Annotated in this window: 23 protein-coding genes; 14 read left to right on the top strand and 9 right to left on the bottom strand. The window is 60.8% G+C overall.

Features of this window, described 5'->3' with window-relative positions:
* Nucleotides 1-32: 32 nt before the first annotated feature.
* Nucleotides 33-941 carry an SDR family oxidoreductase gene (locus tag CWM61_RS06100; RefSeq protein ID WP_165785250.1) on the bottom strand — a complete coding sequence of 303 codons (909 nt, stop codon included), beginning with the start codon at nt 939-941 and terminating at the stop codon, nt 33-35.
* Between the two features lie 107 nt (nt 942-1,048).
* Here CWM61_RS06100 and CWM61_RS06095 point away from each other — a divergent pair, with 107 nt between their 5' ends.
* Nucleotides 1,049-1,891 (top strand): helix-turn-helix transcriptional regulator, encoded by an 843-nt coding sequence (locus CWM61_RS06095; protein WP_061154887.1) that lies wholly within the window; start codon nt 1,049-1,051, stop codon nt 1,889-1,891.
* Here CWM61_RS06095 and CWM61_RS06090 read toward each other — a convergent pair.
* On the bottom strand, nt 1,846-4,176 hold the full coding sequence (locus CWM61_RS06090) for a helix-turn-helix domain-containing protein (protein ID WP_074386094.1): 2,331 nt from the start codon (nt 4,174-4,176) through the stop codon (nt 1,846-1,848). The two genes, CWM61_RS06095 and CWM61_RS06090, sit on opposite strands and share 46 nt — an antisense overlap.
* A 171-nt stretch (nt 4,177-4,347) precedes the next feature.
* On the opposite strand from CWM61_RS06090, the gene CWM61_RS06085 reads away from it, so the two are divergent.
* The gene (locus CWM61_RS06085) at nt 4,348-5,517 is read left to right on the top strand and encodes a M20 aminoacylase family protein (protein ID WP_074386093.1); all 1,170 of its coding nucleotides are present in this window, start codon (nt 4,348-4,350) and stop codon (nt 5,515-5,517) included.
* A gap of 25 nt (nt 5,518-5,542) precedes the next feature.
* Entirely contained in the window at nt 5,543-6,934 is a 1,392-nt protein-coding gene (locus CWM61_RS06080) for an MFS transporter (RefSeq protein WP_100630914.1), read from the top strand.
* Here CWM61_RS06080 and pspF read toward each other — a convergent pair.
* Entirely contained in the window at nt 6,925-7,914 is a 990-nt protein-coding gene (gene pspF / locus CWM61_RS06075) for a phage shock protein operon transcriptional activator (protein ID WP_165785249.1), read from the bottom strand. The genes CWM61_RS06080 and pspF overlap by 10 nt on opposite strands.
* A gap of 152 nt (nt 7,915-8,066) precedes the next feature.
* Here pspF and pspA point away from each other — a divergent pair, with 152 nt between their 5' ends.
* The 8 genes from pspA (at nt 8,067) to CWM61_RS06035 (ending at nt 15,103) form a co-directional block, all read left to right on the top strand.
* Nucleotides 8,067-8,735, top strand: coding sequence for a phage shock protein PspA (gene pspA / locus CWM61_RS06070; protein ID WP_061154884.1), 669 nt, complete (start codon nt 8,067-8,069; stop codon nt 8,733-8,735).
* A gap of 56 nt (nt 8,736-8,791) precedes the next feature.
* Nucleotides 8,792-9,016 (top strand): envelope stress response membrane protein PspB, encoded by a 225-nt coding sequence (pspB, locus tag CWM61_RS06065; RefSeq protein ID WP_002901911.1) that lies wholly within the window; start codon nt 8,792-8,794, stop codon nt 9,014-9,016.
* Nucleotides 9,016-9,375, top strand: a complete 360-nt coding sequence (gene pspC / locus CWM61_RS06060; protein ID WP_002901913.1) for an envelope stress response membrane protein PspC — start codon at nt 9,016-9,018, stop codon at nt 9,373-9,375. The genes pspB and pspC overlap by 1 nt, the downstream gene beginning before the upstream one ends.
* Before the next feature lie 28 nt (nt 9,376-9,403).
* Nucleotides 9,404-9,622, top strand: coding sequence for a phage shock protein PspD (pspD, locus tag CWM61_RS06055; protein ID WP_002901915.1), 219 nt, complete (start codon nt 9,404-9,406; stop codon nt 9,620-9,622).
* 102 nt (nt 9,623-9,724) lie between these two features.
* Nucleotides 9,725-11,122 carry a YcjX family protein gene (locus CWM61_RS06050; RefSeq protein ID WP_023297458.1) on the top strand — a complete coding sequence of 466 codons (1,398 nt, stop codon included), beginning with the start codon at nt 9,725-9,727 and terminating at the stop codon, nt 11,120-11,122.
* Entirely contained in the window at nt 11,119-12,180 is a 1,062-nt protein-coding gene (locus CWM61_RS06045; RefSeq protein ID WP_074386090.1) for a YcjF family protein, read from the top strand. The genes CWM61_RS06050 and CWM61_RS06045 overlap by 4 nt, the downstream gene beginning before the upstream one ends.
* Nucleotides 12,181-12,407: 227 nt before the next feature.
* Complete coding sequence (gene tyrR / locus CWM61_RS06040; RefSeq protein ID WP_061154881.1) at nt 12,408-13,949, top strand: transcriptional regulator TyrR; 1,542 nt, start codon at nt 12,408-12,410, stop codon at nt 13,947-13,949.
* 101 nt (nt 13,950-14,050) lie between these two features.
* Complete coding sequence (locus CWM61_RS06035; protein ID WP_165785005.1) at nt 14,051-15,103, top strand: AbrB family transcriptional regulator; 1,053 nt, start codon at nt 14,051-14,053, stop codon at nt 15,101-15,103.
* Between the two features lie 70 nt (nt 15,104-15,173).
* Here CWM61_RS06035 and tpx read toward each other — a convergent pair whose 3' ends face one another.
* Complete coding sequence (tpx, locus tag CWM61_RS06030; protein ID WP_008805229.1) at nt 15,174-15,680, bottom strand: thiol peroxidase; 507 nt, start codon at nt 15,678-15,680, stop codon at nt 15,174-15,176.
* A 102-nt stretch (nt 15,681-15,782) separates the two neighbouring features.
* On the opposite strand from tpx, the gene ycjG reads away from it, so the two are divergent.
* On the top strand, nt 15,783-16,748 hold the full coding sequence (gene ycjG / locus CWM61_RS06025; RefSeq protein ID WP_074386089.1) for an L-Ala-D/L-Glu epimerase: 966 nt from the start codon (nt 15,783-15,785) through the stop codon (nt 16,746-16,748).
* Here ycjG and mpaA read toward each other — a convergent pair.
* Nucleotides 16,745-17,452: a murein tripeptide amidase MpaA gene (gene mpaA, locus CWM61_RS06020; protein WP_061154878.1), complete on the bottom strand. Its 708-nt coding sequence runs from the start codon at nt 17,450-17,452 to the stop codon at nt 16,745-16,747. The genes ycjG and mpaA overlap by 4 nt on opposite strands.
* Nucleotides 17,453-17,524: 72 nt before the next feature.
* Here mpaA and CWM61_RS29080 point away from each other — a divergent pair, with 72 nt between their 5' ends.
* Together CWM61_RS29080 and CWM61_RS06015 are read left to right on the top strand one after the other, a co-directional pair.
* A complete protein-coding gene (locus tag CWM61_RS29080; protein WP_012542015.1) occupies nt 17,525-17,641 on the top strand; it encodes a hypothetical protein in 117 nt (38 codons plus the stop codon).
* Nucleotides 17,638-19,254, top strand: coding sequence for a peptide ABC transporter substrate-binding protein (locus tag CWM61_RS06015; RefSeq protein WP_100630913.1), 1,617 nt, complete (start codon nt 17,638-17,640; stop codon nt 19,252-19,254). Before CWM61_RS29080 ends, CWM61_RS06015 begins: the two co-directional genes overlap by 4 nt.
* A gap of 37 nt (nt 19,255-19,291) precedes the next feature.
* On the opposite strand, the gene CWM61_RS06010 is transcribed toward CWM61_RS06015, so the two are convergent.
* From CWM61_RS06010 to CWM61_RS05995, 4 genes are read right to left on the bottom strand one after another with little or no spacing between them, the layout of a single operon-like run.
* The gene (locus CWM61_RS06010) at nt 19,292-20,698 is read right to left on the bottom strand and encodes an MmgE/PrpD family protein (RefSeq protein ID WP_100630912.1); all 1,407 of its coding nucleotides are present in this window, start codon (nt 20,696-20,698) and stop codon (nt 19,292-19,294) included.
* Between the two features lie 6 nt (nt 20,699-20,704).
* Nucleotides 20,705-21,379, bottom strand: a complete 675-nt coding sequence (locus CWM61_RS06005) for an amino acid ABC transporter permease (RefSeq protein ID WP_063106100.1) — start codon at nt 21,377-21,379, stop codon at nt 20,705-20,707.
* Nucleotides 21,379-22,170, bottom strand: coding sequence for an amino acid ABC transporter ATP-binding protein (locus tag CWM61_RS06000; RefSeq protein ID WP_012968429.1), 792 nt, complete (start codon nt 22,168-22,170; stop codon nt 21,379-21,381). The genes CWM61_RS06005 and CWM61_RS06000 overlap by 1 nt, the downstream gene beginning before the upstream one ends.
* A 5-nt stretch (nt 22,171-22,175) precedes the next feature.
* On the bottom strand, nt 22,176-22,964 hold the full coding sequence (locus CWM61_RS05995; RefSeq protein WP_100630911.1) for a substrate-binding periplasmic protein: 789 nt from the start codon (nt 22,962-22,964) through the stop codon (nt 22,176-22,178).
* Nucleotides 22,965-23,059 lie beyond the last annotated feature (95 nt).

The following is a 23,059-nucleotide window of genomic DNA, read 5'->3' as shown; positions in this document are numbered from 1 at the left end:
CCCGTCAGGAAATAAGCAGGGGCCGTGCCTGCTTATGGTGACAACGTCACTTTTTGGTAATCCATGTTCCGCAGGTCCTCCAGCAGCCCGGGGCCAACCGGCTGCCACTGCAATCGCTCACGGGTCCATGCGGAGCTGGCGCGCAGATCGAGAGCGGTAAATGGCGCAAACCAGCCGAACCAGGCGTCGACCTGCGACTCATCCAGGTGGGTCAGCGGCAGGTTTACTCCCTGAGCAATGAGCGCAGCAATATCCCGCAATGCGATCCCCTCTTCGTCCACCGCATGATAGCGCTCACCGGCCGCGCCCTGCAGCAGGGCGCTAACGTACAGTCGCGCGACGTCATCGACATGGGCGGCGGACCAGCGATTGCTTCCCTCGCCGCGCAGGGCCACCGCCCCGTTGGCGACCGCGCGTTCGATGTAGCTGGTCAGTAGCCCCTGACGCACGGTGTCATGCACCTGCGGCAGGCGGACCACCCGGACATCCACTCCCGCTTCCAGCAACTGCTGGCCGGCAAGCTCAGAGGCGGTGCGTGGGCTGGGGTGCCCTGCGTTAAAGCACGACTCCCGGGCCGGGATGCCGCTCCCGTCGTCGCCCATCAACGTGCCGGAGGTGATGATCAGTGGCCGCGGGCTACCTTGCAGCGCCCGACCCATGGTCAGGATCGCCTGGCGGTCTTTTTCACAGTTGGCGGCAAAGCGGCTGAAGTCGTGGTCGAAAGCGGTATGGATCACGGCGTCAGCGCCCTCGACGCCTGCCAGTAGCGACTCCGGGGCGTCCAGCGTGCCGCGGTGCACCTCGACGCCATGCGCCTTCAGGGTCTGCGCTGCGGTGTCGCTGCGCGCGAGGCCGATAACCTGATGGCCCGACGCCTGTAGCGCCGGAAGAATACGTGAGCCGATAAAGCCGCTCGCGCCGGTAAGAAATATACGCATCATGGATCTCCTGAACGGGTTTCAGGCGTATCCTACCCGCGATGCCATACTATAAAAGTAGAGACATTATCGGGGTATAAATTCTAACAGGCAGATCCCACAGGCAGATGATGAACACTTCTGACAACCATGCTTTAGGCGATTTTCTCCGCGCCCGGCGCCAGCGTCTCGATCCGGTGACGTTTGGCTTCCCTGCGGGACGTCGACGCACGCCGGGGCTGCGCCGCGAAGAGGTCGCGCAGCTCGCCAGTATCAGCCCGACCTGGTATACCTGGCTTGAACAGGGGCGCGGCGGGGCGCCCTCCCGCGAGGTGCTGGAGCGGATCGCCTGCGGTCTGCGGCTGACCACCCCGGAGCGCGAGCATCTGTTTATTCTCGCCTTTGGCCATCCGCCGCAGACGCGTCTGACGGTGACAGATGATATGACGCCGCGGCTGCAGCGGGTGCTTGATGCTTTCACCATTCCGGCGATTATCCGCACCGCCAGCTGGGACGTCATCGCCTGGAACGCGGCGGCGGCCAGGGTGCTAACCGACTACAGCCAGCTTCCGCTGGCGGAGCGCAACGTACTGCGCCGCCTGTTTACCCGACCTGAAGCCCGCAGCACGCTGGAAGACTGGCAGACGGTGGGGCAGCTTATCGTCAACGCTTTTCGCGCCGACGTCACCCGGATGGGGGCGACGGCGGAAACTGACCAGTTGATCGCTGAACTCACGCAGCAGAGCGTTGAGTTCGCCCGTTTCTGGCAAAGCCATGACGTCGCCGGCCACGGAGAAGGCTATAAGCGCATTCACCACCCGCAGATGGGCCCGCTCGATCTGGAGTTCACCTCTTTTGCCGTGGAAGGCCGCCCCGATCTTTCGCTACTGGTCTTTAATCCGGCAACGACGGAAAGTCAGCGGAAAATTCACGGTTTGCTTGCGGGGGCGGGATCCTCGCCTGGTGAGCGCTGAGGCGTAAATTCGTACAGCGCCAGAGCATTGCTCTCCAGCGAGTCGACCCGCAGCCAGTGTCCGTCGAGCCGGGCATCTTCCACGCTGAGCGCCGGACGGGCCTGATGCATCAGCCACTGGTAATCCTCGGCGTCAGGGCCGCTGCGGCTGCGAAAGGCGTCGACCAGCGGGAATAACGCGCCATGATGCTGATCGAACAGGTGCTGTTTGACGCGCCAGCCGCCCTCCAGTCCCTGCAGCCGCACGCTGTAGGGCTGGCTGAAGCGCTGGATAAAAGCCGCTTCGCTGGAGAGCCAGGGATTGTAGACCACCGTATTGCGCAGCAGCAGCTGGTAGTGCCCCTGGTGGTGAAGCAACAGCAGGTTTTTATCCTGAAACAGGATCTCGCCGCGTAGCCGCCGCCAGAGCCACAGTACCCAGTAAACCGGGCGAGGCAGGCCATGCAGATAGTGCAGCGCCAGGCTGGAGGTATCGAGCTTCCCGTTAGCACGGGCTTCGCCCTGGAGGCCTGAATTTAACCAGAAGCCCGCCAGCCAGACCTGGTCCGCCACCCCCAGCAGATTATCCATCAACAGCGCGCCGCGAAAAAAGCGGCCGTTGGTATCCCGCGTATCGCCGGTCAGGGTATTCCAGGAGAGCAGCCACAGCGGCAGGTTAAGCTGTCGCTGGCGCAGGGCGCTGTGGATCTGCCGCAACTTGTGCAGCGGATAATGTTCGCTGGACGCCAGGCGGCTGCTGTCTGCCTGCGCCAGATCCAGCTGTTCGTTGGCATCTGCCTGGCAGGCGAGAAAATCCGCCTCCGCCAGCAGCGGTGAGTGAAACAGCGGATCGTTCCCGGGATCGCTGGGTGCAAAGCGGTGCCAGATCCCCAGCTGCGGCTGCGGCAGCAGGCGGTGAAGAACCTCGCGCTGCTGGCGCCAGGCCGCCTGGCGGGCCGCTTCGCTGGCCTGCGGCGACCAGTGCCAGACAAAGCGCCAGCTGTTGAGCGTGGCCGGCGGAAAATGGTTGGCGGCGAGCAGCAGAAACCGCTGCAGCAGGTCGCTGCGGGTGGTGACGCCGGTGTGAAGGATCACGTTCCAGCCCATCGCCGCCAGCCAGCTAAAAATCTGCTGCAGGTTATACCAGCAGGCGTAGCCGGCCATCTGCGGATCGTCCCAGCCGGTGCCGAACAGCCGGCTGCTGAGAAAGGGATCGTTGATATCGATGGCATACACCGGCAGGGCGCGGTGCAACTGCTCCAGTTCCCGGCGCACATCCTCCCGCAGCAGATCGTCCAGCTCGCGCACGGTCACCACCATCCGGGTATGGCGCAGCACGGCGGCGCGCGCCGGGCGTTCCTGCAGGTTGATCTCCCGGGTCTGCGGCGGATTGATCGGCAGCGGGGGACTTTCCCGGTCGCGTGGTTCCGGTTCATTGAGGCGAGCATAGAGCCGGTCGACAGCGACCGGCTGCCAGCGGTCGGCCTGCGGCGGACGCGGCCGGGCAATCTCCCGGGGATGCTGTTCACGATACTGGCGCGGCGTCACGCCGTGCTGGCGCTTAAACAGATCGCTCATCATACGGGTACTGGCGAACCCCTGTTCGCGGGCGATTTGCTGGGCGGGTTTGCGGGTGGTCAACAACTGTTCGGCGGCGTGGCGCAGGCGCAGCGCGGTGAGGTATTGAACAAAACTCACCCCGACCTCTTTGTGAAATAAGCGTGACAGCCAGGCCTCGGAGACAAATTCCGCTGCCGCCACCTCCTGTAACGAGAGGCGGCGCTGATAGTTGGCGTCGATCCGCGCCACCACGCTGGCGATTCGCCGGCTCCAGTTCTCCGCCCCACGGCGTGGCGTGGAGGCGATGGGCTGGCTGAAGCGCGTGGCCAGCAGGAGCGCTATCTCACTCAGCCAGCGATTGGCCTCCAGCCGGTAATGGCCAGGATGATTGACGAGGCCGCTCACCAGCAGCTGGCGCATCAGGCGGCGCAGGCCGTCCTCCGCATCCCGGGTGCGCGGCGTTATCTGGTAATCGACGGCAAAAAAAGCGCTGTCAATGCGGGTCAACCAGCTGGCGGAAAGGGTCAGGAACATCACCGCATTGGCCCCGTCGCCGCGCAGGTTCCAGCGACGATTGCGGTTAACGATCGCCAGCCCGTCGGCGGCGAGCGGCTGCGCAGCGTCGGCCTCCGTCAGCGTCACAGACCCCTCCAGCACCCACAGCAGCGTCAGCAGATCGCTTTCCGGCTGGTTCAACTGACGGACATCGCGCACGGCAACGCTAAAGTCCCCTGAATGCTGCTCCACGTAACACTCCTCCGCAGACAAAAAACAACCCGTTATTTTTTGTCATAACTGATATGTATGAAAAACAGTCATTGATTTCTCGTCAATATAAAACAAAAAAGCGCACCTGAAAGCTGTTTCACCCGCATAAACTCGAAAGTGTCGTGCAAACACAACACAGGAATAACAAAAATGACACATCCGTTGCTTGAAGCCTTGCAGGTCAACGAGGCGCAATTTATTGCCCTGCGTCGCCAGTTCCACCAGCAGCCGGAGATCGGCTTTGAAGAGCATCAGACCAGCAGCGAGGTCGCCCGACTGCTTGGCGAGTGGGGATACGAGGTTCACCGCGGCCTGGCGGGCACCGGAGTGGTGGGCACGCTGCGCGTCGGCCACGGGAAAAAACGCCTCGGCCTGCGGGCGGATATGGATGCCCTGCCGATGCAGGAGCGGAGCGGGAAGCCGTGGGCAAGCCAGGTCGAGGGGCGATTCCACGGCTGCGGCCATGACGGGCACACCACCACGCTGCTCTACGCGGCAGAATATCTGGCGCGCACCCGCCAGTTTACCGGGACGCTGCAGCTGATTTTCCAGCCCGCGGAAGAGTTGCTGTACGGCGGGCGAGTGATGGTCGAGGACGGTCTGTTTGACCAGTTCCCCTGCGATGCCATCTTTGGCCTGCACAATATGCCGGGTCAGCCGCTGGGCAAGATCGGCCTGCGCGACGGGGCGATGATGGCCTCCTCCGATACGCTGCATATTGAGGTGAAAGGCGTTGGCGGCCACGGCGCGGTACCGGAGCATACCGTGGATGCCACGCTGGTCGCCTGCCATATCACCCTCGCGCTGCAGTCGATCGTCTCGCGCAATATCACCCCGTTCGAACCGGCGGTGGTGACCGTCGGCAGCATCCAGGCCGGACACGCGCCCAATATCATTAACGATCACGTGCTGATGAAGCTCACGGTGCGCACCCTCAATGAGCAGGTGCGCGAGACCGTGCTGCAGCGGATCCATGATATCGCCATGGCTCAGGCGGAGAGCTTCAACGCCACGGCCACGCTGACGCACGTCAACGGCAGCCCGGTATTGCGTAACGATCCGGCGGCCAACGCGATGGTGCGGGAGGTGGCGACATCGCTGTTTGGCGCAGAGCAGGTGGGCGAGGTGAAGCCGTTTATGGGCAGTGAAGATTTTGCCTTCATGCTGGAGCAGCACCCGCATGGCAGCTATTTCACCATCGGCGCCGGCGATGAGCCGGATCGCTGCATGGTCCATAACCCGGGCTATGACTTCAACGACGCGCTGTTGCTGACCGGGGCGGCGCTGTGGTGCGGTCTGGCGGAACACTATCTGCGTTAATCACCGGAAACAGGAGGGCCATGCGATGAGCACTGTCACCGTGAGCGACACCCCCTTTGTCGGCAGCGATCGCCTGCTGGTGGGGATTGTGCTAAGCGTTTTAACCTTCTGGCTGTTTGCCCAGTCGGTGATTAACGTGGTGCCGGCGATGAAAAGCAGTCTTGATATCTCCCTTGAAACCTTAACTCTGGCCGTCAGCCTTAGCGCGCTGTTCAGCGGCTGTTTCGTGGTCGCCAGCGGCGGCCTGGCGGACAAGTTTGGCCGGATGCGGATGACCACCCTCGGACTGGGGCTGAGTATCGTCGGCAGCGCCATGCTGGTGGTCGCTCAGGGACCGGGGCTGTTCCTGGCCGGCCGGGTGCTACAGGGGCTGTCGGCGGCGTGCATTATGCCGGCGACGCTGGCGCTGATTAAGACCTGGTATGAGGGGCGTGCGCGTCAGCGGGCGGTCAGCTTCTGGGTCATCGGCTCGTGGGGCGGCAGCGGTCTCTGTTCCTTCGTTGGCGGGGCCATCGCCACCGGGCTCGGCTGGCGCTGGATCTTCGTCTTCTCCATCGCCGTCGCCCTGCTGGCGCTGTTTTTGCTGCGCGGCACGCCGGAGAGCCGCAGCGCCAGCGCCAGCCAGCATAAGCTGGACGTTGGCGGTCTGCTGAGCCTGATTGCCGCGCTGGTGCTGGTGAATTTGTTTATCAGCAAAGGCCACGGCTGGGGCTGGAGCAGCCCGTTGTCGTTGACCATGCTGGTCGGGGCGCTGGCGGCGGGAGCGGTATTTATCCGCAACGGCATGCGCAAAGGCGAGGCGGCGCTGATTGATTTTGCGCTGTTTCGTAACCGGGCCTACGGCGCGGCAGTGCTGTCGAACTTTCTGCTCAATGGGGCGATTGGCACCATGATGATCGCCAGCATCTGGCTGCAGCAGGGGCACCACCTGACGCCGCTGGAGAGCGGGATGATGACCCTCGGCTATCTGGTGACCGTCCTGGCGATGATCCGGGTCGGCGAGAAGCTGCTGCAGCGCTATGGCGCCCGGCTGCCGATGATGGCCGGGCCGGTGCTGACCGCCATTGCCATCGGCCTGATATCCTGCACTTTTCTCGATAAGGCGCTGTATATCGGGGTGGTGTTCGCCAGCAATGTGCTGTTTGGTCTCGGGCTGGGCTGCTACGCCACGCCGTCAACGGATACGGCGGTGGCCAACGCGCCGGAGAACAAAATCGGCGTCGCCTCGGGGATCTACAAGATGGGCAGCTCGCTGGGCGGGGCAATGGGCATTGCCGTGACGGCGTCACTTTTTGCGCTGTTTTTACCGCTGGGCATGGCCCATGCCGCCCAGTATGCCCTGTGGTTCAACGCCGTCTTATGCCTGGGCGCGATGGCGGTGAGCGCGCTGCTGCTGCCGCGCACCTCTCACAGCTGATGCTTTTTCAGTAGCGCGCGGAGCTGGTGATAGGTCAACCCCAGCAGCTCCGCCGCCTGCTTCTGATGATACTTCGCCTGCTCCAGACTCCGCTGCAGCAGGCGTTTTTCCTGCTGGAGCTGAAAATCGCGCAAATCCAGCGGCAAAGCGGGCAGATCATCGTCGGACGCGGCTTCCGGGGTGGGAGTGGTAGTCTGGCGGAAAGGATTAAGGATAATCGCGTCCAGCTCATGCTCGCTGTCGCCGTGGCGATACACCGAGCGCTCGACGACATTCTTCAGTTCGCGAATATTGCCCGGCCAGCGGTAGCCGAGCAGCGTTGCGGTCGCCCGCTCGCTAAAGCCGGGAAACAGCGGCAGGCCAAGTTCGCGGCACATCTGAATGGCGAACTGGTTGGCGAGCAGCATGATGTCGCTCTGCCGTTCACGCAGCGGGGGGAGCTGTACCACGTCGAAGGCCAGACGGTCGAGCAGGTCGGCGCGAAAATGGCCTTCCTCTACCATCTGCGGCAGATCGGCGTTGGTGGCGCACACCAGCCGGACGTTGACCTGCAGCGGCTGGCTGCCGCCAACGCGCTCCAGCTCGCCATATTCAATCACCCGCAGCAGTTTCTCCTGCACCAGCATCGGCGCCGTCGCCAGCTCATCGAGAAACAGCGTCCCGCCGTCGGCGCGCTCGAAGCGCCCGGGATGGCGCTTGCTGGCCCCGGTGAAGGCCCCGGCTTCGTGGCCGAACAGCTCCGAGTCGAGCAGATTGTCGTTCAGCGCCGCGCAGTTCAGCGAGATAAACGGCCCCTGCCAGCGGCTGGAGAGGTAGTGCAGACGGTTGGCGATAAGCTCTTTCCCGGTACCGCGCTCGCCGATGACCAGCACCGGTTTATCCAGCGGGGCCAGCCGGGAAACCTGTTCCAGCACCTCGAGAAAGCTGTTGGCCTCGCCCAGCAGATTATCCTTGTACTGCGCCATGATGAATTTCGCCATTAAGTAGTGTGATTAACCAGGTGACTGTAGCAACGCCTTGCACAATTCGCAACCACTCTGTTTAAAATCAATAAGATAAAAAGTTGGCACGCCATTTGTATTAGCTAAGCCACAGGTGAATACCTGAAACCAGAACTATGAGGATTGAAATTATGGGTATTTTTTCTCGTTTTGCCGACATCGTGAACGCCAACATCAACTCCCTGCTGGAGAAAGCGGAGGACCCGCAAAAGCTGGTGCGTCTGATGATCCAGGAGATGGAAGACACGCTGGTGGAGGTGCGTTCGACGTCGGCCCGCGCGCTGGCGGAAAAGAAACAGCTGTCCCGTCGTATTGAGCAGGCGGTCGCCCAGCAGGCGGAATGGCAGGAAAAAGCCGAGCTGGCGCTGCGTAAAGAGAAAGAGGATCTGGCCCGGGCGGCGCTGATCGAAAAACAGAAGCTGACCGACCTGATTGCTCAGTTGGACCACGAAGTGCAACTGGTGGATGAAACGCTGGCGCGCATGAAAAAAGAGATTGGCGAGCTGGAGAACAAACTCAGCGAAACCCGCGCCCGTCAGCAGGCGCTGGCGCTGCGCCATCAGGCGGCGAGTTCGTCCCGCGATGTGCGTCGCCAGCTGGACAGCGGTAAACTGGATGAGGCGATGGCCCGCTTTGAATCGTTTGAGCGCCGCATCGATCAGATGGAAGCGGAAGCGGAGAGCCATCGCTTTGGCAAGCAGCAGACGCTGGATCAGCAGTTTGCCGAACTGAAAGCAGATGACGAAATCAGCGATCAACTGGCGGCGTTGAAAGCCAAAATGAACCAGTCGAACCAGTAAGTACGATTGCGCGGCGCGGCGTTGCGCCGCGGCTCACCCCCCTGTAAGGAGTACACATGAGCATGCTTTTTCTCGCCATTCCGCTGACGCTGTTTGTGCTGTTTGTTCTGCCGGTCTGGCTGTGGCTGCATTATAACAATCGCGGCGCCAACGGCAGTCTGACACAAAATGAACAGCAACGGCTGCTGCAGTTGACCGATGACGCGAAGCGGATGCGCGAACGTATTCAGGCGCTGGAAGCGATCCTGGATGCCGAACATCCGAACTGGAGAGACAAATAATGGCCGGACTGGATCTGAATAAAAAACTGTGGCGTATCCCGCAGCGCGGGATGGTGAAGGGCGTCTGCGCGGGCATTGCTCAGCATCTTGATGTCCCGGTGAAGCTGGTGCGACTGATTACCGTGCTGGCGATGATTTTCGGCCTCTTTTTCTTTGTCCTGGTGGCCTACATCATTTTGACCTTTGCCCTGGACCCGATACCGGACAGCGAGCTGTACGGTCATAAAGCGCCGAGCAATGGCGATCTGCTGGCCGCCGTGGATGCCGAGCTGGCCTCCGGTGAACAGCGTCTGCGTGAAATGGAGCGGTATGTGACCTCCGACACCTTTACGCTGCGCAGCCGCTTTCGCCAGCTGTAAATCCTGTTTTTAACGAGTGAGGCAACGCATGAATAGCAAATGGCAACGCGCCGGGCAGCAGGTAAAGCCCGGTCTGAAAATCGTCGGTAAGCTGGCGCTGCTGACCGCGCTGCGTTATGGCCCGGCGGGCGTTGCCGGCTGGGCGGTCAAATCGGTCGCGCGTCGGCCGCTGAAAATGCTGCTGGCGGTGGCACTGGAGCCGCTGCTCAGCCGGCTGGCCAACCGCGTCACGCGCGGGATGAAATAATGCCGCCGTGAGGAAATCCCCCAGGGATGAACGTTGCCCTGCTTATCCTCACCAGATAGCTTATGATAACGAGAACCACCTTCAGGGCATAACGGACTGGCGATGAAGCGACTGAAAACTGAATTGAATGCGCTGGTCAACCGCGGGGTTGACCGGCATTTACGTCTGGCGGTGACCGGCCTGAGCCGCAGCGGTAAAACGGCGTTTATCACCGCGCTGGTCAATCAACTGTTGAATATCCACACCGGCGCCCGCCTGCCGCTGTTGAGCGCCGCACGCGAAGAGCGGCTGCTCGGCGTCAAGCGCGTGCCGCAGCGGGACTTTGGCATTCCCCGATTCACCTACGACGAAGGGCTGGCCCAGCTGTACGGCCAGCCTCCTATGTGGCCAACCCCGACGCGCGGGGTGAGCGAGATCCGTCTCGCGCTGCGCTACCGTTCGAATGACTCCCTGCTGCGCCATTTTAAAGACACCTCCACGCTGTATCTGGAGATCGTCGACTATCCGGGCGAGTGGCTGCTCGACCTGCCGATGCTGGCACAGGATTATCTGAGCTGGTCACGACAGATGACCGGACTCCTGCAGGGACAGCGTGCGGAGTGGTCGGCCCGCTGGCGGCAGCTGTGCGCCGGGCTGGATCCGCTGGCACCTGCCGACGAGGCCCGTCTGGCTGATATCGCCGCCGCCTGGACGGACTATCTGCACGCCTGTAAGCGTGAAGGGCTGCACTTTATCCAGCCCGGGCGCTTTGTCCTGCCCGGTGAAATGGCGGGCGCGCCGGCGCTGCAGTTTTTCCCATGGCCTGACGTCGATGCCGTCGGCGAAGCCAAGCTGGCGCAGGCGGACAAACACAGCAACGCCGGCATGCTGCGCGAACGCTACAAATACTATTGCGAAAGGGTGGTGAAGGGGTTCTACAAAGAGCACTTCCTGCGCTTCGATCGGCAGATTGTGCTGGTGGACTGTCTGCAGCCGCTCAACAGCGGGCCGCAGGCCTTTAACGATATGCGTCTGGCGTTGACCCAGCTGATGCAAAGTTTCCATTACGGGCAGCGCACCTTGTTCCGCCGGTTGTTTTCGCCGGTCATCGACAAGCTGCTGTTTGCCGCCACCAAAGCCGATCACGTCACGGTCGATCAGCACAGCAATATGGTGTCGCTCCTGCAGCAGTTGATTCAGGACGCGTGGCAGAACGCCGCCTTTGAGGGGATCAGTATGGATTGCCTGGGGCTGGCGTCCATTCAGGCGACCCAGAGCGGGTTGATTGAGGTGAATGGCGAGAAAATTCCCGCCCTGCGCGGCGATCGGCTGAGCGATGGCCAGCCGTTGACCATCTATCCTGGCGAGGTACCCGCGCGCCTGCCGGGCCAGGCCTTCTGGCAGCAGCAGGGATTTCAGTTTGAAAACTTTCGTCCGCAGGTCATGGATGTCGATCGGCCTTTGCCGCACATTCGCCTCGACGCGGCGCTGGAATTTTTGATTGGAGATAAACTGCGATGAGCGAACCCTTAAAACCGCGGATTGATTTTGATGGCCCGTTGCAAGCGGAAAAAATACCGCCGCTGAAAAGCGCCCGCGCCTTCGACCGCCTGGAGGCGGACAACTTCGCGCCAGCGCGGCTGGTGACCGGCGAAGAGGAAGAGGGGGCGGCGGAAGCGGTGGTGGAGTCAGTCCTGCGACCCAAACGCAGCCTGTGGCGGCGGATGGTCAGCGCCGGACTGGCGATCTTCGGCGTCAGCGTCGTGGCGCAAGGCGTGCAGTGGACGGCCAACGCCTGGCAGACCCAGGACTGGATTGCGCTGGGCGGCTGCGTCGCCGGGGCGCTGATCGTCGGCGCCGGCGTCGGATCGGTAGCTACCGAATGGCGCCGCCTGTGGCGACTGCGCCAGCGCGCCCACGAACGCGATGAAGCGCGCGATATGCTGCACAGTCACGCGGTCGGCAAAGGGAAAGCCTTTTGCGAGAAACTGGCGCAGCAGGCGGGTCTGGATCAGTCGCATCCGGCGCTGCAGCGCTGGTATGCCGCTATCCACGAAACGCAAAGCGATCGTGAAGTGGTGAGCCTTTATGCGCAGCTGGTGCAGCCGGTGCTGGATGCCCAGGCGCGGCGGGAAATCAGCCGTTCGGCGGCGGAGTCGACGCTGATGATTGCCGTCAGCCCGCTGGCACTGGTGGATATGGCGTTTATCGCCTGGCGTAACCTGCGGCTGATCAACCGAATTGCCACGTTGTACGGCATTGAGCTCGGGTATTACAGCCGTCTGCGACTGTTTCGCCTGGTGTTGCTGAATATCGCTTTCGCTGGCGCCAGCGAACTGGTGCGCGAGGTGGGGATGGACTGGATGTCGCAGGATCTGGCGGCCCGGCTGTCGGCGCGCGCCGCGCAGGGCATCGGCGCCGGACTGCTGACCGCCCGTCTCGGGATCAAGGCAATGGAGCTGTGCCGCCCACTGCCGTGGATCGCCGATGATAAACCGCGGCTCGGCGATTTTCGTCGCGAGCTGATTGGGCAGTTGAAAGAGACCCTGCAGAAAAGCAAAACCCGCCCGGAGAACTGATCCCCGCTGAAAGACATTGCCGGGCGGCGGTTTCGCCTTGCCCGGCCGGCAGGGCACGTCGAATCCCGGCTCGCCGAGGCGGTCATTTAGCCACTGACCGCCTGACTTTACGGCACAACGCCCATTTTTCCGCCATACTGTCAATAATTGTTGACAGTTATCTTCCCGAAAACCCATTCCTGTCCTATTATTCTCCCGTCATTGGCACTTTTAGGGTGAACACTCCCATGCGTCTTGAAGTCTTTTGTGAAGACCGTCTCGGTCTGACTCGTGAATTGCTCGATTTGCTGGTGCTGCGCGGCATTGATCTACGTGGTATCGATATTGACCCTATTGGCCGAATTTACCTCAATTTTGCCGAACTGGAGTTCGCCACGTTCAGCAGCCTGATGGCAGAGATCCGTCGTATCGCCGGCGTGACAGATGTGCGCACCGTGCCGTGGATGCCATCGGAGCGTGAACACCTGGCGCTCAGCGCCCTGCTGGTGGCGATGCCGGAGCCGGTGCTGTCGCTGGATACCAAAGGCAAGGTGGAACTGGCCAACCCCGCCAGTTGTCTGCTGTTTGGTCAAAGCCAGGCGAAGCTGCGTAACCATCCGGTGGCCCAGCTGATCGCCGATTTTAACGTTCAGCGCTGGCTGGAGAGCAACCCGCTGGAGACGCATGCGGAACATGTGGTGGTGAATGGTCAGAATTACCTGCTGGAAGTGACTCCGGTCTATCTGGAGGGGGAGCATAACGAGCGGGTGCTGACCGGCGCCGTGGCGATGCTGCGCTCAACCGTGCGCATGGGACGTCAGCTGCAGACCATGACCAGCCAGGACACCAGCGCCTTCAGCCAGATCCTCGCGGTGGGGCCGAAAATGCGCCACGTGGTGGAGCAAGCGCGCAAGCTGGCGATGCTCAGCGCGCCGCTGCTGATTGTCGGCGACACCGGTACCGGCAAAGATCTGCTGGCGCATGCCTGCCATCTGGCCAGTCCGCGGGCGGGCAAACCTTATCTGGCGCTCAACTGCGGCTCCATTCCCGAGGACGCGGTCGAGAGCGAACTGTTTGGCGACGCGCTGCAGGGCAAGAAGGGCTTCTTCGAGCAGGCCAACGGCGGCTCGGTGTTGCTGGATGAAATTGGCGAGATGTCGCCGCGAATGCAGACTAAGCTGCTGCGCTTCCTCAACGACGGCACCTTCCGCCGCGTTGGCGAGGATCATGAAGTGCACGTCGATGTGCGGGTGATCTGCGCGACGCAGAAAAACCTGGTCGAGCTGGTGCAGAAAGGGCTGTTCCGTGAAGATCTCTACTATCGCCTCAACGTCCTGACGCTGTATCTGCCGCCGCTGCGCGACTGCCCGCAGGACATTATGCCGCTGACGGAGCTGTTCGTGGCCCGCTTTGCTGATGAGCAGGGCGTCCCGCGGCCGAAGCTCTCCGCCGATCTCAGTACGGTGCTCACCCGCTACAGCTGGCCCGGCAACGTTCGCCAGTTGAAGAATGCCGTCTATCGCGCGCTGACCCAACTGGAGGGATTTGAGCTGCGCCCACAGGACATTCTGCTGCCGGACCATGACGTCGCGTCGCTGCCAGTGGGCGAGGAGGCGATGGAAGGGTCGCTGGACGACATCACCCGCCGCTTTGAGCGCTCGGTGCTGACCCAGCTCTATCGCAGCTACCCCAGCACCCGTAAGCTGGCGAAGCGGCTGGGGGTGTCGCATACCGCCATCGCCAATAAGCTGCGTGAATATGGTCTGAGTCAGAAAAAGGGCGACGAATAATCCCGCCAGGCCGGCGACCCTCGTTGCCGGCATCCTGGCCTGCAAAGCGGGCCAAACCTGTATATACTGGTTTTTTAATCCTTTTTCCGGGGTGGTGCATCTTGGCGTCGCGTCGCGCGATCGGGCAATGGCTGGCATTGCTGCTGCTCTCTGTTCTCTTTTCCTCGCTGCTGTTACGCCTTCATCTGCCGGCGGCGCTGCTGCTGGGGCCGCTAATCGCCGGCATCATCTTCAGCCTGCGCGGGGTGACGCTGCAGCTTCCCCGCCCCTGTTACCTGGCGGCGCAGGCCATTGTCGGCTGCATGATTGCCCGGGCGATCAACCCCTCTGTTTTTGGTGTGCTGTTCAACAACTGGGCGCTGGTACTGGCGATCCTGTTGACAACCCTGGCGATTAGCGGCCTCACCGGCTGGCTACTGGTCCGCTATAGCGCGCTGCCGGGCGCCACTGGCGCCTGGGGAAGCTCTCCCGGCGGCGCGTCGGCAATGGTGGTGATGGCCCAGGAGTACGGGGCCGATGTGCGGCTGGTGGCGCTGATGCAGTATCTGCGGGTGCTGTTTGTCGTCGGCGCGGCGGCGCTGGTGGTGCGTTATGCGTTGGGCAATGAAGCGCAGGAAATGACTCAGGATATTGTCTGGTTTCCATCGTTGACCCTGAATTTCCCTTTCACGCTGCTGCTGACGGCGCTAGCCTGTTGGCTGGGCATGCGGCTGCGCATCCCCTCCGGGGCCATGCTGTTGCCGATGCTGCTCGGCGCACTCGCACAGGGCAGCGGTGGGGTGATGCTGGAGCTGCCGGAGTGGCTGCTGGCGATGGCCTATGCGGTGCTGGGCTGGACGGTGGGGCTCCAGTTTAATAAAGCCATTTTTCTGCTGGCGCTGAAGACGCTGCCGCAGATTATCGCCTCTATTCTCGGGCTGATCATGATGTGCGCCCTGATGGCCCTCGGCCTGACTCACATTTTGCAGATGGACTTTATGACCGCCTATCTGGCCACCAGCCCCGGCGGGCTGGACACGGTGGCGATTATCGCCGCCGGCACCCCGGCGGATATGTCGTTCATTATGGCGCTACAGACGCTGCGGCTGTTTACCATTTTACTGACCGGCCCGGCGATGGCGCGGGCTATCTCCCGCTATGCGCCACGGCAATAAAAAGCCCCCGCAGAGCGGGGGCTGAGCAAAGAGAATGTCCGCAGGCGCGATGCGCCCGGGCACGCTGTTATCAGGCTTTCAGAGCGGCCAGCGCGGCGTCGTAGTCCGGCTCTTCGGTGATTTCGTTCACCAGCTGGCTGTAGACGACCTGATCGTTTTCATCGATAACGACCACGGCGCGAGCAGCCAGGCCAGCCAGCGGACCGGCGGCGATGGCGACACCGTAGTCAGCGAGGAACGACGCGCCGCGCAGCGTGGAAAGGGTCACCACGTTGCTCAGGCCTTCCGCGCCGCAGAAGCGGGACTGGGCGAACGGCAGGTCAGCGGAAATGCACAGCACCACGGTGTTGTCCAGTTCAGCGGCCAGCTGGTTGAATTTACGCACTGATGCGGCACACACGCCGGTATCAATGCTCGGGAAAATATTCAGTACTTTACGTTTGCCGGCGTACTGGCTCAGCGCGACGTCAGAGAGATCTTTGGCGACCAGCGTAAACGGCTGCGCTTTAGCGCCTGCCTGCGGAATGGTGCCCTGAACAGAAACGGGGTTGCCCTGGAAATGCACGGTTTGTGACATGGTTATCTTCCTGTTTACATATAGTTAACGTCACGAGTAGTGTATGACATCCGCCAGCTACACGGCAAACCCTATTTAACATCTACCAGAGAGGACAAGGGAATGCGCAACGTGCGAGTGTATGAGGAAGCCTGGCCGCTACATACCCCTTTTGTGATCGCCCGCGGCAGCCGCAGCGAGGCAAAAGTGGTGGTGGTGGAACTGGAGGAGGACGGTGTGAAAGGGGTGGGCGAATGCACACCTTATCCCCGCTATGGCGAGAGCATCGCTTCGGTCATGGCCCAGGTGATGGCGATCGGCGAGCAACTGGAAGCGGGCCTCACCCGCGAACAGCTGCAGCGACTGCTGCCGGCAGGCGCCGCGCGCAATGCCGTTGACTGCGCGCTGTGGGATCTGCAGGCGCGGCGCGAAGGCAAAACCTTGCCCCAGCTGCTGGGTGTGGCGTTACCCAACCGGGTGATCACCGCCCAAACGGTGGTCATTGGTACGGCGGATCAGATGGCAGCCAGCGCCGCGGCGTTGTGGCAGAAGGGGGCCCAGCTGTTGAAAGTGAAGCTTGACGACCGGCTGATCAGCGAGCGGTTAATCGCTATCCGTCAGGCGGCGCCGCAGGCCACCCTGATTGTCGACGCCAATGAATCCTGGCACAGCGAGGGGCTGGCGGCGCGCTGTCAGCTGCTGGCGGACCTCGGCGTGGCGATGCTCGAGCAGCCGCTCCCGGCTGACGCCGATGCGGCGCTGGAAAACTTCGTTCATCCGTTACCGATTTGCGCCGACGAGAGCTGCCATACCCGGGAGAGCCTGCCGAGGCTGCGCGGGCGCTATGAGATGGTCAATATCAAACTGGATAAAACGGGCGGTCTGACCGAAGCGCTGGCTCTGGCCGAGGAGGCGGAACGGCAGGGGTTTGAACGGATGCTGGGCTGTATGCTCTGCACCTCGCGCGGGATCGCCGCCGCGCTCCCCCTGGCGCCGCTGGCGCGCTTCGCCGATCTCGACGGCCCGACATGGCTGGCGGTGGACGTTGAGCCGGCGCTGCGGTTCAGCACCGGCGTGCTTCATCTTTAAGCCTGCCAGCGCAGCAGGTCGGTCATCGCCGGCAGGTAACGCTCCGTTGCCTCGTCGGCGGAGACCGGCGGGAACTCGGCGGTGATGCAGGGGAGTCCGATATCGGCGCACCAGCTGCCAAAGGAGCCCGGCGTGTCGTAGCCCACGCTGCCGACCAGCGGCAGGGAGAAGGCATTAGCCAGCCAGTGCCCCAGCGGGCTGTGGCCCGGGTCTTCGATACAGGCCAGCGGATCGTGAAAGGAGACCACCCACGCCGGATGGATCTGATGGATCAACTGACACAGGGCCTGGGTCTCCCGCTCCGAACCCGGCTGCTCGCCGGTCAACAGCACCACGTCGCGCTCCTCTGCCGCGCTGTTCCAGCGATAAACCGTTTCCCCTTGTCGCCAGTTAGCGGCTGGAAAGTTACGGTTGAGGTCAACCCCGCGGGCATTGGCACGCAGCCCGAGCTGACAGCCGTCAGGATTGACCGTTAGCACCACGTGGTGACGGCGCAGCTCGGGTTTCAGGGTGCGCAGGGCGCAGGAGAGGGTCACAATCGACGAATTTTCATCACCGTGGGTGCCGGCAATAATCAGGCCACTGCGACTGTCGGCCTGCGGTGCAGGAAACCACAGCAACGGCGCGCCCAGTTCCGAGCTGCCGTACTGCCGGGTTCCCGGCGGAAAGTCGCCGCGCTGCGGACGAGGACGTGAAATAGACATAGGGCTTCCTGTGTGTCGTTATTATTCAGTGTTGGCGAAAAGCGTGTCGTGATCAAACCCATTCCCTGAGGCGTGAAATCCGACGACACATCAATTTTCTATCATATGTCGTTTGCAATTTCAGGTGATGAAACAAATAATTATCGCTCTGTTGGCGGTATTTTTTTCATTTTAAAGGGGATCTTATGAAGTATCCTGTCGCTTTGACATGCGGCGCGCTGTGGTTAGCCAGCGTATCTTCTTTAGCCTGGGCGGCGGACGTACCGCCGGGCACGGTACTGGCTGAAAAACAGCTGTTAGTACGCCATATCAAAGATGAACCCGCCTCGTTAGATCCCGCCAAAGCGGTGGGCCTGCCGGAAATCCAGGTGATCCGCGATCTGTTTGAAGGTTTAGTCAATCAGGATGCGAAAGGCAACCTGGTTCCAGGCGTGGCGACCCGCTGGCAGAGCAACGATAACCGCGTCTGGACCTTTACCCTGCGCGATGACGCGCGCTGGTCCGACGGCACGCCGGTTACCGCCGAGGATTTTGTCTATAGCTGGCAACGTCTGGTGGATCCGAAAACCACTTCGCCGTTCGCCTGGTTCGCGGCGCTGGCGGGGATCGCTAACGCGCAGAACATCATCGACGGCAAAGCCGCGCCGGAGACCCTGGGGGTCACCGCCGTCGATGCCCACACCCTGCGGGTACAGCTGGATAAACCACTGCCGTGGTTCAGCAACCTGACCGCCAGCTTTGCCTTCTACCCGGTACAAAAGGCGAACGTCGACAGCGGGGCAAACTGGACGCGGCCCGGCAGCCTGGTGGGCAACGGCGCCTATGTTCTGAAAGACCGCGTCGTGAATGAAAAGCTGGTGCTGGTGCCGAACACGCACTACTGGGATAACGCCAAAACGGTGATCCAGCAGGTCACCTTTGTGCCGATCAACCAGGAGTCTGCCGCCACCAAGCGCTATCTTGCCGGCGATATCGATATCACCGAATCTTTCCCGAAAAATATGTATCAGAAGCTGCTGAAGGATATTCCGGGGCAGGTTTATACCCCGCCGCAGCTGGGCACTTACTATTACGCCTTTAATACCCAAAAGGGGCCGACGGCGGACGAGCGGGTGCGACTGGCGCTGAGTATGACCATCGATCGCCGGGTGATGGCGGAGAAAGTGCTGGGAACCGGGGAAAAACCGGCCTGGCGCTTCACGCCGGACGTGACGGCGGGCTTCACCCCCCAGCCTTCACAGTTTGAGAGCATGAGTCAGGCCGAGCTTAACGCCCAGGCGAAAGCCCTGCTGGCTGCCGCCGGCTACGGCCCGAATCGTCCGCTGAAGCTGACGCTGCTGTATAACACCTCTGAGAACCATCAGAAGATTGCCATCGCGGTGGCGTCGATGTGGAAGAAAAACCTCGGCGTGGAGGTGAAACTGCAGAACCAGGAGTGGAAAACCTATATCGACAGCCGTAACACCGGCAATTTCGACGTGATCCGCGCCTCGTGGGTGGGGGATTACAACGAGCCGTCCACCTTCCTGTCGCTACTGACCTCCACCCACAGCGGAAATATCTCGCGCTTTAACGATCCGGCGTACGATAAAATCCTCGCCCAGGCGGCGGTGGAGAATTCGGCCAAAGCGCGTAACGACGATTACAACGCGGCGGAGAAGATCATTATGGTCAAAGCACCGATCGCGCCGATCTACCAGTACACGAACGGCCGGCTGATTAAGCCGTGGCTGAAAGGCTACCCGATCACCAACCCGGAAGATGTGGCCTACAGCCGTACCATGTATATCGAGAAGCACTAATCGGTCGTGGTTGCCTGATGATGTCAGGCAACCCTTGCTACGCCGGTAGTGCAAAGCCCATCAGATCTGCCGAAGAGGAGTAATACCGAGCCGTTTCCTCCTCCATCACGCTCGTAAGCAGTTCGTTAACCTTTATCTTATGTCCGGGCAAATTTCGCCGCGCTTTGGCAATAATTTCGCCATCGCTAAGCGGGCGTTCGGCGCTGCCGAGGGGTTTGTAGCGTTCCTGCTCTGCACGTTCACCACAGCTGTTTGTGACCACAACGCGCGCGCCAGGCTGGCGTGCCGGACCGTTCATTCGCTGTGTAAATTCAGGTGTGACAGTGGCCGTGACTTTATCCGCCACCGCCAGCAAGGCTGGGTTTTGCATATTGTCTTCTGTATACCAGCCGGCACCAGGTGGCAGGCCAGCGGCGACCGCTGCCAGCGTCCACGGCAGGCTGAACTGCGCGTCGGTCACCGTTTGCGGCCGGTAGTCCATCATATCGTTGACCAGGCGGGGAAAGCTTTGTACCTCAATGGTGCGGAGATCCGCAACAGACCAGCCGGTCTGCTGCATAATGCCCTCCATGCATTCCAGCGCGCAGGCCAGCCAGCGGCAGGCGGGATATCGCTTAAAGCTACCGTAACCAGCGTACCAGTGGCTGCCGAGATCGTCGGTCAACCTGTCTGGCGCGAACTGGTCAGAGCCAATCATCCGCCAGAAGCCCTGTTCGCCATCGAGTACGTCAAGGCTGCCGCTGAGGCCTTGCTGCGCCATTATCACCGCCTGGACGGCGACTTGCGCGGCGGGCGCCACGGCATCTTTGAGCGACAACAGCGGCCGTTGTCGCCAGTTATACTGGTGCAGGCTGGGGAGCGGGGTTAACGCGGCGGCCAGGCCCACCGCGTGATGTAATTGCTCAGGGTTTAACCCCAACAACCGACCGGCCACCACGGCTGCGCCGATAGATTGGTGCTGCGCCACGCCGTAGACCTGGCTGAAGCGTTCTGCCGAAGGTTGAATGGCGTGGATGAGCCGGTTATTCACCTCGAAACCGGCCGTCAGGGTGGTAATCAGCACGTCCTGAGCTACCGGCTCAGGATTGAGGTCAAGCGCAACCATCGCGGCGGCAACCAGCGTGGCTCCCGGATGGCCGAGCCCTTTTCCGTCGATCTCCACACCGTCATCGTGATCCAGGCCGTTTATCATGGCGGCGTTCGCGAACGCGGCCGCTAATGGGCTGAAACCGGACTCACCGAAGACGCTACAGTGACCGTTTCCGCCAAATAGCCGGGAGGCGCGTATCATCGGTTCACTGACCCGGTGACCACTGGCCGCCCAACCGCAGGCGAGAGCATCCAGTAAATGCAGTCGAATTTTGCGCCGAAGGGGAGCCGGGATAGCTGGCGCAGATAAGGTACTGGCAAAATTGACCAGCTGGCGTGTTGCGGAAATAGTCATGGTTACTCAACGTTTGAAGTAGCGGCTGCGGATCCGGCGCTCGGCATAGCTTGCCAGCAGTGACAGCGGAAGAATGGTGGCGACGAAAAACAGCGCCACAAAAGTCAGTGTTTCCAGAGGGCGGAAGGTGGCGGTACTCAGCCGTTGCCCTTGATAGAGGATCTCACCCGTTGCGATATAACTCGCCAGCACGGAATTCTTAACCGACATCACGCACTGGCTGACAAACGCCGGTAGAATTCGTAAAAAGGCTACCGGCCCGGTAATGCGAACTAATACTTTCAGCGGTGACATCCCCACCGACAGGCCCGCTTCGACCAGACCATGATCGACCGACTGCATACCAGAACGAAATATTTCAGCAAAAAATACGCTGCCATATAACGAGATGGCGAGGACACAGGTCAGATACGAGGAGAGGGTCAGGCCGAACAAAATGGGCAGACAGTAGTAGGCCCAGACAATCAGCACCAGAGGGGGGATTGAACGCACAATCTCAATCAACCCCTGGGTGGGTAAGCGGATGACCGCCCTGGACGCGCCGCGCAACGGGGCCAACAGCGCTCCGCCAAGAATGCTTAACGTGACTGAGGCCAGCACAATTTTAAAAGTGGTCAATATCCCTTCCAGCAAAACCGCGTGATATTGCCACAGTATTGAGAAATCCCAGTGATAAGACATTAGCGCAGCTCCTCTGCCGTTACGCCGGACAGCGTCATAAAGCGTCGGATAGGGGCATCGGGCGGTCGTGACCAGATCTCCTGCGGGGATGCTTCTTCCACCAGTTTGCCATTATCCATCAACAGCAGCCGGCTACAGACCTGCAGGGCAAAACGCATTTCATGGGTAACCACCAGCATGGTGGTGCCGCTGGCCGCCAGTTCGGAAATAACGGACAGCACCTCCCCGACAGATTCCGGATCGAGTGCGGAAGTCGGTTCGTCGAACAGGATCACTTGCGGCGCCATAGCCAGGGCGCGGGCGATAGATACCCGCTGCTGCTGACCGCCTGAAAGTTGCACCGGGAAGTCTCCGGCTTTTTCTTGCAGGCCCATACGCGTGAGCAGCGCCATGGCTTTTTCGATGGCTTTTTTACGCGGCACGCCCAGGACCTGTACCGGACCTTCAATAATATTCTGCAATACACTGCGGTGTGGCCACAGATTAAAGTGCTGGAATACCATCGTCATTGAGGCACGCTGGCGCGCTAATGTGCGCTGTGTGACCTGTTTTCTCTGCGCGCCGTGAAAGCCTATTTCTTCCTCACCCAGCCAGATATGCCCACTATCCGGGACTTCAAGCATGTTCAGGCAACGCAGCAGGGTGGATTTACCCGCGCCGCTGCGGCCAATGATGCCAATCACCTCCGAGGGACGAACCGCGAAGGAAACATCATCTATAATTTTATTACCTGAAAATGATTTGCTAAGCGCTTCAATTTTCAGCAACGGTAATAATGATTGTGGGTTCATCAGAGTTATTTCGCTGGGTGAGTATATTTCTGCCAGATTTTTTTCAGCGTGCCGTCTTTATCCAGCTGTTCGAGCCGTCCATTCAGCCACGCCTGTAATTCCGGACGATCTTTACGCAGGCCCATATTGGTTGCCTGTTCTTTGACCGGCTGCGGGATGATCATCGTGCCCTGATGACGCTTTTGAATATATTGCGCCATCTGGATGTCGTTAGTGACGATGGCATCCGCGCGGCCGCTCTCCATCTGGAGCTGCATGTTGTCGCTATCGGGAACGATAATCCACTGGGCTTTGTCCAGTTGAGGCTGCAGCAGCGTGACGGCTGCCGAGCCATCAATCGCGCTGAGTCTGGTCTGTGAAGTGTTGATAGTGTCCCAGCGCTGATATTTCTGCGTCTCTTTCTCCAGAGTCAGGACGCCCATCTGGTGCGAGCCCATTGGGCGGGTAAAGTCGACGGCTTTGGCCCTTTCTGGCGTATTATTAAAACCACCTAAAATATCGAAACGGTCAGATTGTAAACCCGCGACGGCGGTGCCCCATTGCGTATCAACGTATTCAATCTTGATATCGGTGTTTTTAAATATCGCCTGCACAACATCCGGAACCAGCCCGGTCCACTGGTTGGTCAGCAGATCTTTCTGATACCACGGCGGTGCGTTGACCGCACCGACGCGGATCACATGGTCTGGCAGAATCGTATTGATTTCTTCCCCGGCCTGAGCAGGAGACTGGGCTAAGAACATCCCCGGTATAAGCAACAATATCGACATGAAGCGTGACGTGAAAAATTTCATTTTATGCCCTCTGGTGAATATAATTATGGATTCTATAACCCTGAGTGCATATTTTTTAAATGCATAATCAGCATATCGTTATCAGGAAAATGGCA

This window comes from Klebsiella sp. K-Nf6, assembly GCF_002806655.1.
GTDB classification, from domain to species: Bacteria; Pseudomonadota; Gammaproteobacteria; order Enterobacterales; family Enterobacteriaceae; genus Klebsiella; species Klebsiella variicola.
The sequence above is the reverse complement of the archived record's forward strand: the minus strand, read 5'-3'. Positions and strand labels throughout refer to the sequence as shown.

Bases quoted from the DNA above. Each gene is read 5' to 3' on its own strand.
- CWM61_RS06005 (WP_063106100.1), bottom strand. From the start codon at position 21,379: ATGTCTTATCACTGGGATTTCTCAATACTGTGGCAATATCACGCGGTT.
- tyrR (WP_061154881.1), top strand. From the start codon at position 12,408: ATGCGTCTTGAAGTCTTTTGTGAAGACCGTCTCGGTCTGACTCGTGAA.
- CWM61_RS06085 (WP_074386093.1), top strand. From the start codon at position 4,348: ATGACACATCCGTTGCTTGAAGCCTTGCAGGTCAACGAGGCGCAATTT.
- pspD (WP_002901915.1), top strand. From the start codon at position 9,404: ATGAATAGCAAATGGCAACGCGCCGGGCAGCAGGTAAAGCCCGGTCTG.
- CWM61_RS06010 (WP_100630912.1), bottom strand. From the start codon at position 20,698: ATGACTATTTCCGCAACACGCCAGCTGGTCAATTTTGCCAGTACCTTA.
- mpaA (WP_061154878.1), bottom strand. From the start codon at position 17,452: ATGTCTATTTCACGTCCTCGTCCGCAGCGCGGCGACTTTCCGCCGGGA.
- pspF (WP_165785249.1), bottom strand. From the start codon at position 7,914: ATGGCGAAATTCATCATGGCGCAGTACAAGGATAATCTGCTGGGCGAG.
- CWM61_RS06095 (WP_061154887.1), top strand. From the start codon at position 1,049: ATGAACACTTCTGACAACCATGCTTTAGGCGATTTTCTCCGCGCCCGG.
- CWM61_RS05995 (WP_100630911.1), bottom strand. From the start codon at position 22,964: ATGAAATTTTTCACGTCACGCTTCATGTCGATATTGTTGCTTATACCG.
- CWM61_RS06050 (WP_023297458.1), top strand. From the start codon at position 9,725: ATGAAGCGACTGAAAACTGAATTGAATGCGCTGGTCAACCGCGGGGTT.
- CWM61_RS06100 (WP_165785250.1), bottom strand. From the start codon at position 941: ATGATGCGTATATTTCTTACCGGCGCGAGCGGCTTTATCGGCTCACGT.
- pspC (WP_002901913.1), top strand. From the start codon at position 9,016: ATGGCCGGACTGGATCTGAATAAAAAACTGTGGCGTATCCCGCAGCGC.
- tpx (WP_008805229.1), bottom strand. From the start codon at position 15,680: ATGTCACAAACCGTGCATTTCCAGGGCAACCCCGTTTCTGTTCAGGGC.
- CWM61_RS06015 (WP_100630913.1), top strand. From the start codon at position 17,638: ATGAAGTATCCTGTCGCTTTGACATGCGGCGCGCTGTGGTTAGCCAGC.
- CWM61_RS06080 (WP_100630914.1), top strand. From the start codon at position 5,543: ATGAGCACTGTCACCGTGAGCGACACCCCCTTTGTCGGCAGCGATCGC.
- pspB (WP_002901911.1), top strand. From the start codon at position 8,792: ATGAGCATGCTTTTTCTCGCCATTCCGCTGACGCTGTTTGTGCTGTTT.
- ycjG (WP_074386089.1), top strand. From the start codon at position 15,783: ATGCGCAACGTGCGAGTGTATGAGGAAGCCTGGCCGCTACATACCCCT.
- CWM61_RS06045 (WP_074386090.1), top strand. From the start codon at position 11,119: ATGAGCGAACCCTTAAAACCGCGGATTGATTTTGATGGCCCGTTGCAA.
- pspA (WP_061154884.1), top strand. From the start codon at position 8,067: ATGGGTATTTTTTCTCGTTTTGCCGACATCGTGAACGCCAACATCAAC.
- CWM61_RS06000 (WP_012968429.1), bottom strand. From the start codon at position 22,170: ATGAACCCACAATCATTATTACCGTTGCTGAAAATTGAAGCGCTTAGC.